Annotated in this window: 15 protein-coding genes; 11 read left to right on the top strand and 4 right to left on the bottom strand. The window is 59.4% G+C overall.

Annotation, left to right across the window (positions count from 1 at the left end; all coding sequences use genetic code 11):
- The first annotated feature begins 255 nt into the window (after nucleotides 1-255).
- Nucleotides 256-1,272: a type III PLP-dependent enzyme domain-containing protein gene (locus FKM97_RS16775; RefSeq protein WP_210244886.1), complete on the top strand. Its 1,017-nt coding sequence runs from the start codon at nucleotides 256-258 to the stop codon at nucleotides 1,270-1,272.
- 82 nt (nucleotides 1,273-1,354) lie between these two features.
- Nucleotides 1,355-2,158 (top strand): bifunctional hydroxymethylpyrimidine kinase/phosphomethylpyrimidine kinase, encoded by an 804-nt coding sequence (thiD, locus tag FKM97_RS16780; protein ID WP_144293581.1) that lies wholly within the window; start codon nucleotides 1,355-1,357, stop codon nucleotides 2,156-2,158.
- Nucleotides 2,159-2,214: 56 nt separating this feature from the next.
- On the opposite strand, the gene FKM97_RS16785 is transcribed toward thiD, so the two are convergent.
- Nucleotides 2,215-2,451, bottom strand: a complete 237-nt coding sequence (locus tag FKM97_RS16785; RefSeq protein ID WP_144293582.1) for an Lrp/AsnC ligand binding domain-containing protein — start codon at nucleotides 2,449-2,451, stop codon at nucleotides 2,215-2,217.
- A gap of 167 nt (nucleotides 2,452-2,618) precedes the next feature.
- On the opposite strand from FKM97_RS16785, the gene FKM97_RS16790 reads away from it, so the two are divergent.
- Nucleotides 2,619-3,827 carry an ABC transporter substrate-binding protein gene (locus FKM97_RS16790; protein WP_144293583.1) on the top strand — a complete coding sequence of 403 codons (1,209 nt, stop codon included), beginning with the start codon at nucleotides 2,619-2,621 and terminating at the stop codon, nucleotides 3,825-3,827.
- A 72-nt stretch (nucleotides 3,828-3,899) separates the two neighbouring features.
- On the opposite strand, the gene FKM97_RS16795 is transcribed toward FKM97_RS16790, so the two are convergent.
- Complete coding sequence (locus FKM97_RS16795; protein ID WP_144293584.1) at nucleotides 3,900-4,094, bottom strand: hypothetical protein; 195 nt, start codon at nucleotides 4,092-4,094, stop codon at nucleotides 3,900-3,902.
- Between the two features lie 632 nt (nucleotides 4,095-4,726).
- Here FKM97_RS16795 and FKM97_RS16800 point away from each other — a divergent pair.
- The 4 genes from FKM97_RS16800 to FKM97_RS16815 all read left to right on the top strand — a co-directional run bounded on the left by FKM97_RS16800 (nucleotide 4,727) and on the right by FKM97_RS16815 (nucleotide 10,734).
- Nucleotides 4,727-6,310, top strand: coding sequence for a 2-isopropylmalate synthase (locus tag FKM97_RS16800; RefSeq protein ID WP_144293585.1), 1,584 nt, complete (start codon nucleotides 4,727-4,729; stop codon nucleotides 6,308-6,310).
- 201 nt (nucleotides 6,311-6,511) lie between these two features.
- Complete coding sequence (gene alaS / locus FKM97_RS16805) at nucleotides 6,512-9,205, top strand: alanine--tRNA ligase (RefSeq protein ID WP_144293586.1); 2,694 nt, start codon at nucleotides 6,512-6,514, stop codon at nucleotides 9,203-9,205.
- 70 nt (nucleotides 9,206-9,275) lie between these two features.
- Nucleotides 9,276-9,536 (top strand): hypothetical protein, encoded by a 261-nt coding sequence (locus FKM97_RS16810; protein WP_144293587.1) that lies wholly within the window; start codon nucleotides 9,276-9,278, stop codon nucleotides 9,534-9,536.
- 22 nt (nucleotides 9,537-9,558) lie between these two features.
- Nucleotides 9,559-10,734 (top strand): cyclic nucleotide-gated ion channel, encoded by a 1,176-nt coding sequence (locus FKM97_RS16815; RefSeq protein WP_144293588.1) that lies wholly within the window; start codon nucleotides 9,559-9,561, stop codon nucleotides 10,732-10,734.
- A 57-nt stretch (nucleotides 10,735-10,791) separates the two neighbouring features.
- Here FKM97_RS16815 and FKM97_RS16820 read toward each other — a convergent pair whose 3' ends face one another.
- Nucleotides 10,792-12,009: an NADP-dependent isocitrate dehydrogenase gene (locus tag FKM97_RS16820; RefSeq protein ID WP_144293589.1), complete on the bottom strand. Its 1,218-nt coding sequence runs from the start codon at nucleotides 12,007-12,009 to the stop codon at nucleotides 10,792-10,794.
- Nucleotides 12,010-12,152: 143 nt separating this feature from the next.
- On the opposite strand from FKM97_RS16820, the gene FKM97_RS16825 reads away from it, so the two are divergent.
- The 4 genes from FKM97_RS16825 to FKM97_RS16840 all read left to right on the top strand — a co-directional run bounded on the left by FKM97_RS16825 (nucleotide 12,153) and on the right by FKM97_RS16840 (nucleotide 15,072).
- Nucleotides 12,153-12,941, top strand: coding sequence for an RNA methyltransferase (locus tag FKM97_RS16825; RefSeq protein WP_144293590.1), 789 nt, complete (start codon nucleotides 12,153-12,155; stop codon nucleotides 12,939-12,941).
- Nucleotides 12,938-13,759, top strand: a complete 822-nt coding sequence (murI, locus tag FKM97_RS16830; RefSeq protein WP_246105124.1) for a glutamate racemase — start codon at nucleotides 12,938-12,940, stop codon at nucleotides 13,757-13,759. The genes FKM97_RS16825 and murI overlap by 4 nt, the downstream gene beginning before the upstream one ends.
- 214 nt (nucleotides 13,760-13,973) lie before the next feature.
- Nucleotides 13,974-14,591 carry a 30S ribosomal protein S4 gene (gene rpsD, locus FKM97_RS16835; protein WP_144293591.1) on the top strand — a complete coding sequence of 206 codons (618 nt, stop codon included), beginning with the start codon at nucleotides 13,974-13,976 and terminating at the stop codon, nucleotides 14,589-14,591.
- Between the two features lie 145 nt (nucleotides 14,592-14,736).
- Nucleotides 14,737-15,072: a hypothetical protein gene (locus tag FKM97_RS16840; protein WP_144293592.1), complete on the top strand. Its 336-nt coding sequence runs from the start codon at nucleotides 14,737-14,739 to the stop codon at nucleotides 15,070-15,072.
- On the opposite strand, the gene FKM97_RS16845 is transcribed toward FKM97_RS16840, so the two are convergent.
- The gene (locus tag FKM97_RS16845) at nucleotides 15,073-15,342 is read right to left on the bottom strand and encodes a hypothetical protein (protein ID WP_144293593.1); all 270 of its coding nucleotides are present in this window, start codon (nucleotides 15,340-15,342) and stop codon (nucleotides 15,073-15,075) included.
- Nucleotides 15,343-15,534 lie beyond the last annotated feature (192 nt).

Here is a 15,534-nt window from a genome sequence, read left to right on the forward strand (position 1 = left end):
TGTCGGGCGGAAACTGACCGAGTGTTGGGGCGAAGCTGATCCACATTCGAGAGTGCGCCTGTGAACCTGACCCTATCCGATACCCTTGCGCGGACACATTCATCGCAGGTGCCGCATGCGCAAACATATGGAGCGGCGTACAGAGATGCTGCTGAGGCAGCAGACCTGCTGGAGCCGGACGAACCGATACTTTGCGTCGCCCCTTCGCGGCTTGCCACCGCACTCCACAGGTTCATCTTAGGGTTTCCGGGAGAGGTGAGCTACGCTGTCAAAGCCAACCCTTCTGAGTGCATCCTGCGCGTCATGGCGCAAGGAACGATCACTTTCGACACGGCTTCGGTATCGGAGATCGCACTGGTCAAGAGCATTGCACCACGGGCAGTCTGCCACTACCACAATCCGGTCAAATCGGCGCAGGAGATCCGTGACGCGTACCGGGAATTCGGGATCCGACGATTTGCTGTCGACCACGCCGGTGAACTCGAGAAAATCGTCGCGGTTATCGGGGCTGATACGACGGTGGAGATTGCCGTCCGCTTTCGTCTCCCACCGCATCAGGCGGCGGTCCACAGCTTCGGCTCGAAATTCGGCGCCACTCCAGCCGAAGCCGCGGAGTTGCTCCAGCTCGTGAGCAGCCTAGGCTACAAACCCATTCTCACCTTTCATCCGGGGTCGCAATGTCTCGAGCCTTCGGCCTATTCACACCATATCAAGGGCGCGGCAGAGATTTCGCGAAGGGCTGGAATTCGTCTGCACGCGCTAAATGTGGGCGGGGGATTTCCGGTTGCCTACCCTCGGCTGGACACGCCCGAACTGGACCTGTTCTTTGCAGCCATTCGGACGGCAGTCGAGGAGGAATTTCCGCAGTGGCGGCCCCGTCTTGAAGCGGAACCCGGCCGGGCACTGGTTGCGGAGGCCGTTTCGCTGTTGACGCGCGTGAAGCTGGTCAAGCCGGAGACGGGCGAAGTGTTCCTGAATGATGGGATTTATGGAACACTGATGGAGTACAGCCAGACGGAGCAGTTGTTGCCCCGTGTACGGCTGATAAGACGAAGTTTTTCAGGGCATCGGGACTTCAGCATCTTCGGGCCCACTTGCGATCCGTTGGACAGGCTGCCAACCCCACTGTCCCTGCCGGCGGATATACAGGACGGCGATTATCTGGAATTTGGCACTCTTGGTGCTTACGGTTCGGCCACTGCCACGCGCTTCAATGGCTATGGCGGCACTCAGACGGTGATTGTGGAGGACGCGTTCAGCGCAGACAGTTGAAGGCACAATTCCCGATCTGTACTTGCAAATTGCCTCGGCGCCCGCCTTCTTGATGCCAACCAAGACAAGAGGTTGTGCATCAATGAGCATTCCTATCGCGCTCACGATCGCCGGGTCCGATTCCGGAGGCGGCGCAGGGATCCAGGCGGACATCAAGACCTTCTCGGCTCTGGGTGTTTACGGCGCATCGGTCATCACTGCCGTTACCGCCCAGAATACCCGCGCCGTGACGGCGATCGCGGAAATGGCGCCAGCGATCGTGTCTGCTCAGATCAGTGCGGTCTTCGATGATCTGGAAGTGGATGCCGTTAAAATTGGTATGCTTGCCAATGCCGAGATCATCCATGCCGTGGCTGAGGGCATCCGACGCTATCGCCCACGTCATGTGGTGCTCGATCCGGTAATGGTCGCCAAGAGCGGCGATCATCTGCTGCGGGCCGAAGCCGTCGAGGCCATGGTCACGACACTCATGCCCCTGGCAACGCTCATCACCCCGAACCTGCCAGAAGCGATCGTCCTCGGAGACTGGACGCAAGGAGCGGACGAAGCTGCGATGGTTGGACTGGGTCGCGCCCTTCTCGACAAGGGGGCGCAAGCAGTCTTGCTGAAGGGCGGCCATCTACAGACGGCGGATGCCGTGGACATGCTCATCGTTGGCACCCAGTCCACACGATTTTCGGCAAAGCGGATTTGTTCAAACAATACGCATGGTACCGGCTGCACCCTCTCGGCTGCGATCGCCGCTTACCTCGCCTTGGGCAGACCGCTTGCGGAGGCCGTGCAGGAGGCAAAATCTTATCTCAGCGGCGCCATTGCGGAAGCGGACACACTGAGCGTTGGGAGCGGGCATGGGCCCGTACACCATTTTTACCGGATGTGGCGCTAGGCGGTGTGGTCGTCGGTATGCAGCAAGGGAGTATCGCGCCGGCGGCGGACTTTCGGTCAGAACGCCCGGAACGTGATAATGGTGTAGGTGTCGACAATATCCGGGATGACGTGCACCTTCTCGTTGATAAAGTGGCCGACATCCTCACCTTCGGGCAAATAGAACTTCACCAGAAGATCGAATCCACCGGCCGTTGAATAGATCTCGGATGCAATCTCGGCGTCGGCAATGGCGGTAGCCACCTGATAGGCCTTTCCCAGGGTGCATTTTATCTGAACGAAGAACGGCTTCATGACGACTCCCTGGGGTCCGATGGAAGAGCTCAAAATGGCAATCCTTAACCCAGCTGACAACTCCCCCGCGCAGACGCTTTACAAGTTGGCCTTCCAGTGGCCAGTATCGCCCTCAGACACCGGCCGCCGAAGCGAGCCCGGGCGCGAGACGACGAGGAGGAGAATAGATGACCGGCACCCTGAGGCGCTCTCTGATGGCAGCGGCATGCGTAACAGCCTTGACCACATCCGCTGCTTGGGCAGACGTGAAGATAGGATTTCTGGGCGGTTTCACTGGCCCCATTGAAGCCTTGACGCCGCCGATCTTCGAAGGCGCAAAGCTCGCTGTAAAGGAGATCAACGATCAGGGTGGTGTGCTGGACGGACAGAAGATCGACATGCCAAGCGGTGATTCGACCTGTGTGGATGCAACCGCCGCCGCCGCCGCCGGAGATCGCATGGTTAATTCCGAGAAGGTCATCGCCATTGTCGGTGCCCTATGCTCCGGCGAGACCATCGCCATCGCGAACAGCGCTGCCGTTCCTGGTGGGGTTATGATGATTTCGCCCGCCTCTACATCCCCTGCAGTCTCGCTGCTGGAAGATAATGACCTTGTCTTCCGCACGACGCCTTCAGACAGCTTCCAGGGCGAGGCCATGGCTAAGTTGCTCAAGGAGAAGGGCATCGAGAACGTGGCCATCACCTATGTGAACAACGACTACGGAAAGGGTTTCGCAGATGCCCTGGAAGCCCATTTCGCAGCGGCTGGCGGCGTCATCATGGCGAAGGAGCCCCATGAGGAAGGCAAAGCCGACTATCGCGCGGAACTCGGACAGCTTGCTTCCTCCGGAGCCGACACTCTGATCGTTCTGGCCTATGCCTCGGGTTCCGGTCAAACCATCATCCGCCAAGCGATAGAAGGTGGCGATTTCGCCAAATTCGTGGGCGGCGACGGCATGATCTCGGATGAATTGGTGACCGCCATTGGCGCCGACAGGCTGAACGGCATGATTGGTACCAAAGCTGGCCGCCCCGAAATTCCAGGATCCGACGTCTTCACTAAGCTAGCCAAGGACGCGGGCCTCGATCCTTCCGCCGTCTATGCGGCGCAAGCTTATGACGCGGCTTTCCTAACCGCCTTGGCGATCGAGAAGAGCGGAAAGGCGGAGAGGGCAGGGCTGAACAAGGCATTGCGGGAAGTGACGAGCGGTAAGGGTGAGGCCATCCTGCCGGGTGAATGGTCAAAGGCCAAGAAGCTGATCAGCGAAGGCAAGGACGTTCATTATTCCGGCGCTGGCGGCAATCTCACCTTTGATCGCCGCGGCGACGTTCCCGGCGTTATCGTCGAAATGCTCGTAAAGGACGGGCATTTCACTGAGGTTGGCCAGATCAACTGATCTCACCGACACCCACTGTCCGAGATCCACTTCGGGAATACAGCAGCGGATCTCGGGCAGATCGTCCAGAAGTCAGGCGGAGAGGAAATCTGCAGCCGAGAGATCGTTTTTACTAACGCCGACAAGGATGATCTTGACGCCACCGCCCAGTCCGAGAAAGGCACTTGAGCGGTCCTGCTTCGTCCTCCCGGGAGCCAAAGCCAGTGACATCCAGACGACCATGTTCGCCAATTCAGCACCGGACGTCGTAATCGAAGACGGTGTCAACTCCGCTGCCGGGAGCGAGGACGGGAAAAAAATCTCACCTAAGCCGCCGCCTAGAACGTCATCTAAGTAACTGGCGTTGAGTATGTCGGCTCCGGCCCCGCATCGCCTTCGTCCATATGGTGGTCGCAACCGGCTTCGCCGGCTAATCGATCATTACCTATTCTACCCGTAAGAAGAACCATTTCCTTCACCGCCGAGCACCCCATCGCTGCGGCAGATTTTCTACTGCCTATTCAAGCTCCTCCTGAGGCACGGTTGAGGAGCAAACCCGCAATTACGAAGAGTGAAGACCCCGAGCACTGCCATGGGCTCTGAAACTCGCCGTTGCGTGACGGGAGGAAATGCGCTTTAATAATCCTCTCGCGGTAGCGCAGGCTTCCGCTTATCTTGATCGGCAGGATTCATGGCGCGCATGATCTCGTGCAGCCACATCGCAGGTAACGCTTCCGCCGCGGCAGACATCCGTCTCGCCGCCATCCGGACGCTTGCGCTGCCAGCCGCCGCCCTCCTTCTTAGCTGCCCCTGAGTATCGACTGCTTCTGATCGAGGCGGGTATTCAGGGGATGAACTGATAAAGCCCCCCAAGATCATAGCCCGACATCTCGGGTCGTAAGATTCAGGAAGCCAGTTCCATGACTGTCGAACACATTCAGCGCCCCAGCGTATCCACGAGCGACAAAGATCACGTCATCATCTTCGACACCACTTTGCGAGACGGCGAGCAGTCGCCCGGTGCTACAATGAGCTTCGAGGAGAAGCTCGAAGTCGCTGATTTGCTCGACCAGATGGGAGTCGACATCATCGAAGCCGGCTTTCCCATCGCGTCGGAAGGCGATTTCCAGGCAGTTGCCGAGATTGCGCGCCAGACCAAGCGGGCGACCATTGCCGGTCTCGCCCGAGCCATTCCGATCGACATCGCGCGGGCAGGGGAGGCGGTGCGCCATGCCAAGAGCCCACGCATCCACACCTTCGTCTCCACCTCGCCGATCCATCTGGAGCATCAGATGAAGAAGAACCAGGACGAGGTGCTGGAGATCGTCATCGCCACCGTCACCCAGGCCCGCGGTCTGGTCGACAATGTGGAATGGTCCGGGATGGATGCGACCCGCACGCCCATCGATTTCCTCGCGCGTTGCGTCGAAGCGGCGATCAAGGCCGGCGCGACCACCATCAATTTGCCGGACACCGTCGGCTATACGACACCGGAAGAATATTGCGCGATGTTCGAGAACCTGCGCAACCGCGTGCCCAACGCGGATAAGGCAATCTTTTCCGTCCATTGCCACAATGATCTGGGGCTGGCGGTCGCCAATTCTCTGGCGGGCCTGCGTGGTGGGGCGCGGCAGATTGAATGCACCATCAACGGCATCGGCGAGCGTGCTGGAAACGCAGCGCTGGAAGAAGTCGTCATGGCGATGAAGGTGCGTGGTGACGTGCTGCCCTACACGACAAATGTGGATGCCAGCATGCTGGTCCGGGCCTCAAAGCTGGTGGCCGCAGCGACGTCATTTCCAGTTCAGTATAACAAAGCGATCGTTGGCAAGAATGCCTTCGCCCATGAGAGCGGCATCCATCAGGACGGCATGCTAAAGAATTCCGAGACCTACGAAATCATGCGTCCGGAGGATATCGGCCTCAAATCGTCCTCCCTGGTGATGGGCAAGCATTCCGGCCGGCACGCCTTCCGCAAGAAGCTGGAGGAACTGGGACATCAGCTCTCCGACAATGCCTTCCAGGATGCCTTCGAGCGATTCAAGGCCTTGGCGGACAAGAAGAAGCACGTCTATGACGAGGATTTGGAGGCGCTCATCGACGATCAGGTCACGCGCTCGGCCGACCTGATCAAGGTTGAAGCGCTGACCGTCATTGCTGGAACCGGAGGCCCGCAACGGGCGACCATCACGCTCAGTGTGAACGGCAAGCACATCACCAAAGAGTGCACGGGTGATGGTCCGGTGGATGCCACCTTCAATGCGATCAAGGCAGCCGTCGACCATACGGCCAATCTGCAATTGTTCCAGGTGAAGGCCGTCACCGAGGGCACGGATGCACAAGCGGATGTGAGTGTACGGCTCGAAGAGGATGGACGGTCCTTCACCGGTCGCGGCACGGACACCGACACGATGGTGGCTGCAGCGCGCGCCTATGTGGGCGCCTTGAACAAGCTGATGGCGCGGCGCGCCATGGGCAAGTCGGGCGTGCTCGCTGCGGGCTAGCGGGACGGATGCCGAGGTGCACGTCTAGAGCGGGAGAGGTGTCCACATCATGGACGCCGCTCCCGCCGGGGCATGCAGCCTCGTCCGCCGTTCTTCTGTGAGGAAGGATGGATGCCGTGACGGCAGGCGCGACCTTGCCCGCTGCTCTTCGATACGATAATCCCGGTTTTCTCGGGCCTCGGCCAATGACAGGACAGCGCGATGACTGGCGTTAATGAAATCCGTTCGCGGTTTCTCGATTTCTTCCGGAGGAACGGACATGAAGTGGTGGCCTCCAGCCCGCTGGTGCCCCGCAACGACCCGACGCTGATGTTCACGAATTCGGGCATGGTCCAGTTCAAGAACGTCTTCACGGGAATTGAGAAGCGGCCCTATTCCCGAGCCACAACTTCACAGAAGAGCGTGCGCGCCGGCGGCAAGCACAACGACCTCGACAATGTCGGCTATACAGCACGCCATCACACCTTCTTCGAGATGCTGGGCAATTTCTCCTTCGGCGATTACTTCAAAGATCAAGCCATCGAATTCGCCTGGAACCTGATCACCCGAGAATTCGGGCTCAACAAGGATCGCTTGACGGTCACAGTCTATTCTGAGGACGACGAGGCGCATGCCCTCTGGGGCAAGATCGCGGGGCTGCCTGACGAGCGCATCATCCGTATCCCGACCTCTGATAATTTCTGGCGGATGGGCGACACCGGACCTTGCGGACCTTGCTCGGAGATCTTCTACGATCATGGACCGCACATCTGGGGCGGTCCTCCCGGATCGCCCGAAGAGGATGGCGACCGGTTCGTCGAGATCTGGAATCTCGTGTTTATGCAGTTCGAGGAAATGGGCGGCGGCGAGCGGGTAAGCCTGCCGAGGCCGTCCATAGACACGGGCATGGGACTAGAACGCATTGCCGCTGTGCTGCAGGGCACGCATGACAATTACGAAATCGACCTGTTCAGAGCCCTGATTGGGGCGTGCGAGGAGATCGTGGGTCGTGAGGCCGAAGGCGACGCCAAGCCCAGCTTCCGGGTGATTGCCGATCATCTCCGTGCATCGAGCTTCCTGATCACCGACGGCGTTCTCCCCTCGAACGAAGGCCGCGGCTACGTGCTGCGTCGAATCATGCGGCGCGCCATGCGGCATGCCCACTTGCTCGGCAGCGAGGAGCCTTTGCTGTGGCGTCTGGTACCGGCTCTGGTGCGCGAAATGGGTCAAGCCTATCCGGAGCTCGTGCGCGGAGAAGCGATGATCACGGAAACGCTCCGCCTGGAGGAGAGCCGCTTCCGCACCACCCTGGCACGGGGATTACGCATTCTGGAGGACGAGACAGCGACTCTGACCGAGGGGCAAAGCCTCGCCGGGGAGACGGCCTTCAAACTCTACGACACCTTCGGTTTTCCCCTGGATCTCACCCAAGACGCGCTGCGCCCGCGGGGCATCGGCGTCGACACGGATGGCTTCAACACCGCGATGGAGCGCCAGCGGGCGGAAGCACGCAAGGCCTGGACCGGCTCGGGCGAAGCCAAAACCGATACGGTTTGGTTCGGCTTACGAGATCGGCTCGGCGCGACCGAATTCTTGGGCTACGACACAGAACTGGCAGAAGGTGTTGTCACGGCGATCATTCGTGACGGAGTGGAACTTGCAACTCTAGAGGCTGGAGAGGAGGCGAGTCTCGTCCTGAACCAGACGCCGTTCTACGGGGAATCCGGTGGCCAGGTCGGCGACAGCGGCGTGATCCGCGGGCCGGGCGGCGTCCTTTTCCAGGTTACCGAAACCGAGAAGCGGTTGGGCGATCTCTTCATCCATCGAGGCCGGCTCAAGTCTGGAACGTTGACACCCGGTACCGCAGTCGAATTGGAAGTCGATCACGCCGTCCGTGCCGCAACACGGGTGCATCACTCGGCGACGCATCTGGTGCATGAGGCACTGCGCCAGGTGCTCGGCGACCACGTGGCCCAGAAGGGCTCCCTTGTTGATCCAAACCGTCTGCGCTTCGACTTCGCCCACCAGAAGCCAATGAGCTCGGATGAGATTCTTCGCGCCGAGGCGATCGCGAACCGGGTTGTTGACCAGAATGATCCGGTGTCTACGCGGCTGATGAGCGTGGAGGAGGCGATCGCCGAAGGGGCCCGGGCATTGTTTGGAGAAAAATACGGCGATGAAGTGCGTGTCGTCGCCATGGGCCGAAACGAAGGAGGCCGCACTCCGGTCTTCTCGCTGGAGCTCTGCGGCGGGACCCATGTCAACCGCACCGGCGACATCGGACTGATCAAGATCATCGCGGAACAGGGATCCGCTGCCGGCGTCCGCCGCATCGAAGCGCTGGCCGGAGCGGCTGCCCGCAATTACCTCGCTGAGCAGGACCGGCGGCTAGAGGAGTTGGCTGCCTTGGTGAAGACCCGCCCCGCCGATCTGATAGACCGCGTCAGAGGGCTCGTCGAACAGAACCGAAAACTGGAGCGCGAGCTCAACGATGCCCGCAGGAAGCTCGCCATTATTGGCGCAGAGAGCATCGAACTTCCTCTCGGCGAAGCCTCGGGAGCAGGCATTGCTTCCGATCCCGAGGTCAATGGCATCAGGCTCAGAGCCCGCAAGATCGAAGGGCTGGATCCAAAGGATCTGCGCAGCCTGATCGATGACGGCAAGAAACAGATGGGCTCCGGCATAATTGCGCTGGTGGGGATCAGCAATGAGGGCAAGGTCGGGATCGCCGTGGGAGTCACGCCTGACCTGACCCATCGCTTCAACGCCGTCGACCTCGTGCGGTCGGGTTCGGAGGTGCTCGGCGGCAAGGGTGGCGGCGGTCGCCCCGACATGGCTCAGGCCGGAGGCCCCGACGCGTCTCGGGCCGACGAAGCGCTGCAGGCGATCCGCGAGAGGGTGGAGGCCAGCGCCTAGGCAGATTCGTAATCACGCGCGTAACCTTTTCATGATCTTATGATCCGACAGACTCAACGGGAGAGGTTTCATGCGCGTGTGGAATTTGCGGCAAGGCGGCTTGGCGGCAGCTTTCGTGCTCGGTATTGGGGCAACCGTCGCCGGGCAGCAGGTGATCACCTCAGCTCTGGCGAACCAACCTTACATGCAGTCTGCGCTGGGGGCCCTGCGTTCGGCCTTGGGGAATCTGCAAGCGGCAGAGCCGAACAAGGGTGGCCATCGGGAACGAGCCATTGCGCTGGTAGAGCAAGCCATAGGCGAGGTCGAGTCGGGAATTGCCTACGCCGAATAGGCCAACTGCAAAGACCCGCTCAATGCCGGCGCGCAAAAAACGTCTGAGAACAATCCGGCGAGCCGTCTTCGACATCCTCGAAGGCGGCCGTCGAGGGGAAGTGACGGCAAGAATTCTCAACGACTTCGTAATCGTCCTGATCATTGCCAATGTCGGGGCGGCGATCGTGGAGACCGTGTCTTGGATTCAGGCGGATTACGGTGCGATCTTCAACGCATTCGATACGGTCTGCGTCACGATCTTTATCATTGAGTATGCGGCACGGATCTGGACTGCCCCGGAAAACCCCATCTTCCGACAATTGAATCCGTGGAAGGCCCGGAGCCGGTTCGCCGCAGCACCCCTGATGATCATCGATCTCGTTGCCATCATCCCCTTTTTTCTCGAGTTCCTACTTCCGGCCGATTTCGCAATTCTCCGCGTGCTGCGCTTCATCCGTTTCTTCAGGCTCACGCGCTATTCCACCGCCATGGGCACCATCGGCAGGGTCCTTGCCGCTGAGCGCCGATCGCTGTTCGCCGCAGCAGTGCTAATGATCAGCGCAATGCTCGTGTCATCCGTTGCCATGTATCTGGCGGAACGGTTTGCCCAACCGGACAAGTTCGGCGATGTGCCAAGCGCCATGTGGTGGTCCATCGTCACCCTGGCGACCGTCGGGTATGGAGATGTGGTGCCGATAACTCTCATCGGAAAAGTCATCGGGGGGGTGACAATCATCATTGGTCTTGGCCTCTTCGCTCTGCCGGTCGCCATCGTCGCAACAGGGTTTCAGAACGAAATTCACCGGCGGGATTTCGTGGTAAGTTACGGTCTCGTGGCGCGCGTTCCGCTGTTTAGCCATCTCGATGCCGACGGCATCGTGCAGGTGGTGCGGATGCTCTCAGCGCGACGCGTGCCGGCGGGCGCCATCATCGTGCGGAGAGGAGAGCCGGCAGATGCCATGTTCTTCATCGTCAGCGGCTCCGTCGAGGTGGCGGTGCGCGGTAAACCGGTGAAGTTGATCGCTGGGGAATTCTTCGGCGAAATGGCGCTACTGGCGCGAAGCGAAAGAACGGCCACGGTCAGAGCTCTGGAGCCCAGCGAATTGCTGGTGCTTGAATCGGCCGACTTCGAACGCTTGGTAGAGAACGATCCCCATATCGCCGAGGCGATTACCGCCATCGTGGATCGTCGGGCGGGGGCTGAGATTGCCTCTTGAGAGAACCGGCCTTGTCGGCGCCACAAAATATAGCGCCGACAAGGATTTCTTGCTGCCTCAGACGTTGCTCATAGCCGCTTCAAGATTTGCGCGAACCTTATCGAGGAAGCCGGTAGTGGACAGCCATTTTTGCTCGGGTCCCACGAGAATGGCCAGATCCTTCGTCATATCGCCGGCTTCAATCGTGTCGACGGTCACCGTTTCGAGGAGGGAAGCAAACTTCTTCAGCGCTTCGTTCCCATCGAGCTTGGCGCGGTGGCTCAGGCCGCGGGTCCACGCAAAGATGGATGCGGTCGAGTTGGTAGAGGTCTCCTTGCCCTGCTGATGCAGACGATAATGACGAGTGACCGTGCCGTGAGCCGCTTCCGCCTCGACCGTCTGTCCGTCAGGGGTCATCAAGACGGAACTCATGAGGCCAAGCGAACCGAAGCCCTGAGCCACGGTGTCGGATTGCACGTCCCCGTCATAATTTTTGCAGGCCCAGACATAGCCCCCCGACCACTTCATGCAGGATGCAACCATGTCGTCGATCAAGCGATGCTCATAGACGAGCCCGAATTTCTTGAACTCGGAAGCAAATTCCGCATCGAAAACCTCCTGGAAGAGGTCCTTGAACCGACCGTCATAGGCTTTCAGGATCGTGTTTTTGGTCGACAGGTAGACGGGATATTTGCGCTGCAGGCCATAATTGAAAGAAGCCCGAGCAAATTCGCGAATCGAGTCGTCGAGATTGTACATCGCCATGGCGACGCCGCCGCCGGGATAGGCGAACACCTCATGCTCGATCGTCTCGCCGTCGTCTCCAACAAACTTGATCGATAATTTGCCTTTCCCCGGCACAACAAAATCTGTCGCACGATACTGATCACCGAAGGCATGGCGGCCGATGATGATCGGCTGGGTCCAGCCTGGTACGAGCTTGGGAATGTTGGAGCAGATAATGGGCTCGCGAAAGACGACGCCGCCGAGGATGTTGCGGATCGTGCCGTTGGGCGACTTCCACATTTTCTTCAGCTTGAACTCTTCGACGCGAGCCTCGTCGGGCGTGATCGTCGCGCATTTTACCCCGACGCCGTATTTCTTGATTGCCTCGGCAGCGTCGATGGTGACCTTGTCGTTGGTCTCATCGCGATATTCGACACCCAGATCGTAGTATTTGAGGTCGATATCGAGATAGGGCAGGATCAGCTTGTCTTTGATGAAGTGCCAGATGATCCGGGTCATTTCATCGCCGTCTAGTTCGACGACCGGGTTATCGACCTTGATCTTCGCCATCTTTTTTCGGACCTCAGCTTAGGGTGTCTGGGAATTGTTCGGATGGGGGCGACTTCATAGCATCCTCACCAGATTGATCAATCCCACCGGATGGCTTATGCAAGCCGGCCCGCGGAAAAGGCCGAGAGAGGAACTCTTCCCCATTGAGCGAAGTCGCAGCGCCAGTCGTCATCCTCGTCCATCCGCAACTGGGTGAAAACATCGGTGCGGCGGCCAGAGCCATGGCCAATTTCGCGTTGTCAGAGCTGAGGCTGGTGCAGCCAAGGGATGGTTGGCCCAGTTTTCAAGCCGTTGCAAGCGCATCGGGTGCAAGCTGGATCATCGACGGGGCGCAGGTGTTCACGACCCTCGAAGAGGCCATCGCCGACCTCACTTATGTCATGGCCACCACTGCGCGGCGTCGCGATCAGGTCAAGCCGGTGCTCACTCCTGAGACGGCCGCCCGTGCCTGCGTCGAACACATGGCGGACGGCCAGAGGGTGGGCCTCATGTTCGGCCCGGAAAGGACGGGTCTAGACGGTGACCAGATCGCGTTGGCGGATGCAGTGATCATGGCACCAGTGAACCCAGGCTTCCCCTCACTGAACCTCGCGCAGGCAGTCCTGCTCATCGGCTATGAGTGGTTCAAGCTCACAGGAAGCGGCTCGCTCGGCCGTGAGACTGCGATCGAGCCCGCAGGACGCGAAGGTCTCTATCTTCGCGATACACGCCTGGCCACAAAAGCGGAACTTGTTGGATTCTTTACCCGGCTCGAAGAGGGGCTCGATCGCGCAGGGTTCCTGCGGCCGCCGGAAAAGGCACCGAACATGATCCGTAACCTTCGCAATCTTTTTGGGAGAGCACAGCTTACCGAGCAGGAGGTGCGAACGCTCCATGGGGTCCTCTCCGCTTTCACTCGCTACCGGTGGGGAAGCAAGGGAGACCTTTCGTGAGCGAGATCACAAGGCCGCCGCGCATTCTGCTTTTCGATTCTGGCATGGGCGGACTGACAGTCGCGCAGGCGGTCGCAGAGACCATGCCATTGGCCGAACTCGTCTATGCCGCCGATACAGCCGCGTTTCCCTATGGGGCCTGGGAAGAGACGCCGCTGATTCGGCGGATCGTCGAAGTCATTGGGGTGCTGATCGACAAAGTGCGGCCGGATGTGACGGTGATCGCCTGCAACACTGCAAGCACGCTCGCGATCTGGCGTTTGCGTGAGCGCTATCCAGAAATGACGTTCGTTGGCACAGTCCCGGCCATAAAGCCTGCGGCCAACCTGACCGTCAGCGGGATGATTGGGGTGCTGGCCACGCCTGGAACGGTACGGCGGGAATACACCAAGGCGCTGATCGACACTTATGCCAGCCATTGCATAGTCCTTCTCCATGGCGCGGAACGTTTGGCAAGCCTAGCGGAGGCAAAGCTGAATGGGGAAACCGTCGATGCCAAGGCAATAAGCAAGGAGATCGCTCCAGTCTTCAGGCGACGTGACGGAAGGCGGACGGACACGGTTGTGCTGGGATGCACGCATTACCCCTTGCTGCTCGATGAACTCACAGTGGCAGCTCCTTGGCCGGTTCGGTTCATCGATCCTGCGATGGCCATCGCCAGACGCGTAGAGTTCGTTGGAAGAGAGCGTGTGCTCGGACCCCCCGAGGCGAACCTGCCAGCACCCGGCACCGCGCTGTTCACTGGAGTGATGACAGCACCGGCGGCCTTCGCCAAATTTGGCTTTGCGCGATGCGAAGTGATGTCGGTTCCGCGTTGAGACGTCGAGTTCGCCGGGTTTGACAAAACCCTGGTCTGGCTGTATCACCCGCGCACTGGCCGGTGCGAAAAGCACCGGCCTGTTTTGCTTGCCCGTGACGTTGCGCTCTGCTTGGGGCGCATCGTCTGTCGGCCGGTTAAACCGGCGGAGGAGGGCGGGTTCCATTGGTCGGCTTGTGCAAGGGTGCACAGCCGGCGGCGTTTAGGAGACTCGAATGACCAAGCGGATTCAGGCGAAGTATAAAATCAACCGCCGTATGGGCGAAAATATGTGGGGCCGCCCAAAGAGCCCTGTGAACAAGAGAGAATATGGGCCTGGCCAGCACGGCCAGCGCCGCAAGAGCAAGCTGTCGGATTTTGGTCAACAGCTGCGCGCCAAGCAGAAGCTCAAGGGATATTACGGCTCGATCAACGAGCGCCAGTTCAACGCGATCTATCAGGAAGCCGCGCGGATGAAGGGCGACACCTCGGAGAACCTCGTCGGGCTGCTCGAGCGTCGGCTGGATGCAATCGTCTATCGCGCTAAGTTCGTTCCCACTGTGTTTGCCGCACGCCAGTTCGTCAACCATGGGCATGTGAAGGTCAATGGTCGCCGCGTGAACATTCCAAGCTTCCGTGTTAAGATCGGCGATGTGATCGAAGTCAAGGACAAGTCCAAAGAGCTAGCGCTGGTGCTGGAATCGCAGCAGCTGGCCGAGCGGGACGTGCCGGACTATGTGGAGGTCGATCAGAAGGCTCTGACCGCCAAGCTGGCGCGAATTCCTGCTTTGTCAGACGTACCTTATCCGGTCCAGATGGAGCCAAACCTGGTCGTCGAGTTTTACTCGCGCTAATTGAGGGCGCAGACCTGGACTCGGGCCTGCGCCATTTTTTCGCCCGGATTTTGTTTGGTGGTATCCCCTCCCGGTGGGATGATGGTGGGTAGATTCAAGCGCGGCCGATCTCCGTCGGCAGCGGTCCCGAGGAGTAGCTGGCCTGATGAGAATTGCTGTTTCGATCCTCGCGCCAGTGGTCTGCATTGCCTTGGCGGGATGTCAGACCACCTCGCCCGAAACTGCGGGGCCGCCGCGAATCTCAGTTGCCAACCAGACCTATGACGTCGTGTATGTGCCGGTGGTGGAGTTCCGTGATGCCACCGGAAGGACAGCAAATGATTCGGGATCAGCGACACCGTCGCTCGATCAGTGCAAACTGGTGATCGGAACGCTGGTCAATCGTCCACAACCGACTCAGTTCCAGGGAATGATGGTTTCCGAAACAGCATGCTATGAAGTTCAGAGAGACGGTCAGCAACGTAAGATCAAGTTGAGCTGATCAGCTAAGCCGCCATTCTTGGTCGACCAGCCGGATATGTGCCGATCCTCCAAGTTGGCGATGAGCAACCCTCACCTCGGCCAATGTCGCCTCAATGCCTTGGCGCCAGAAATCAAGGAATTTGATAAGCCGCGGAAAGAGTGGCGCCACATCATAGTGCTGCCATATGAATGTCTGAACAAGAGTGGGATGGTCCGGAAGATAATAAAGGATCTCCGCTGTGGTGAGACAATTGTCAAACTGCCGATGATGGCCAAGCAAGTTCATCATGTCCTCCAGCCTCCCTCGCGCCAGTGATGGCTCGCATCGAGTCGCAAGTCTGCGAACAGGCTGTGTCCCCGTCAATGCGGCGAGAGAAAAATTAGACCTATTGTCAATATGTTGGCAGCAGGTCAGGGATGCTGCTAAGAACTGGATGGCAGACTAGGCTGTCAAAGCGGCGATGCTCGGCCAGTTGCGCCC

Origin of the sequence: Rhodoligotrophos appendicifer (assembly GCF_007474605.1) — a bacterium.
In the GTDB taxonomy this organism is placed as follows: Bacteria; Pseudomonadota; Alphaproteobacteria; order Rhizobiales; family Im1; genus Rhodoligotrophos; species Rhodoligotrophos appendicifer.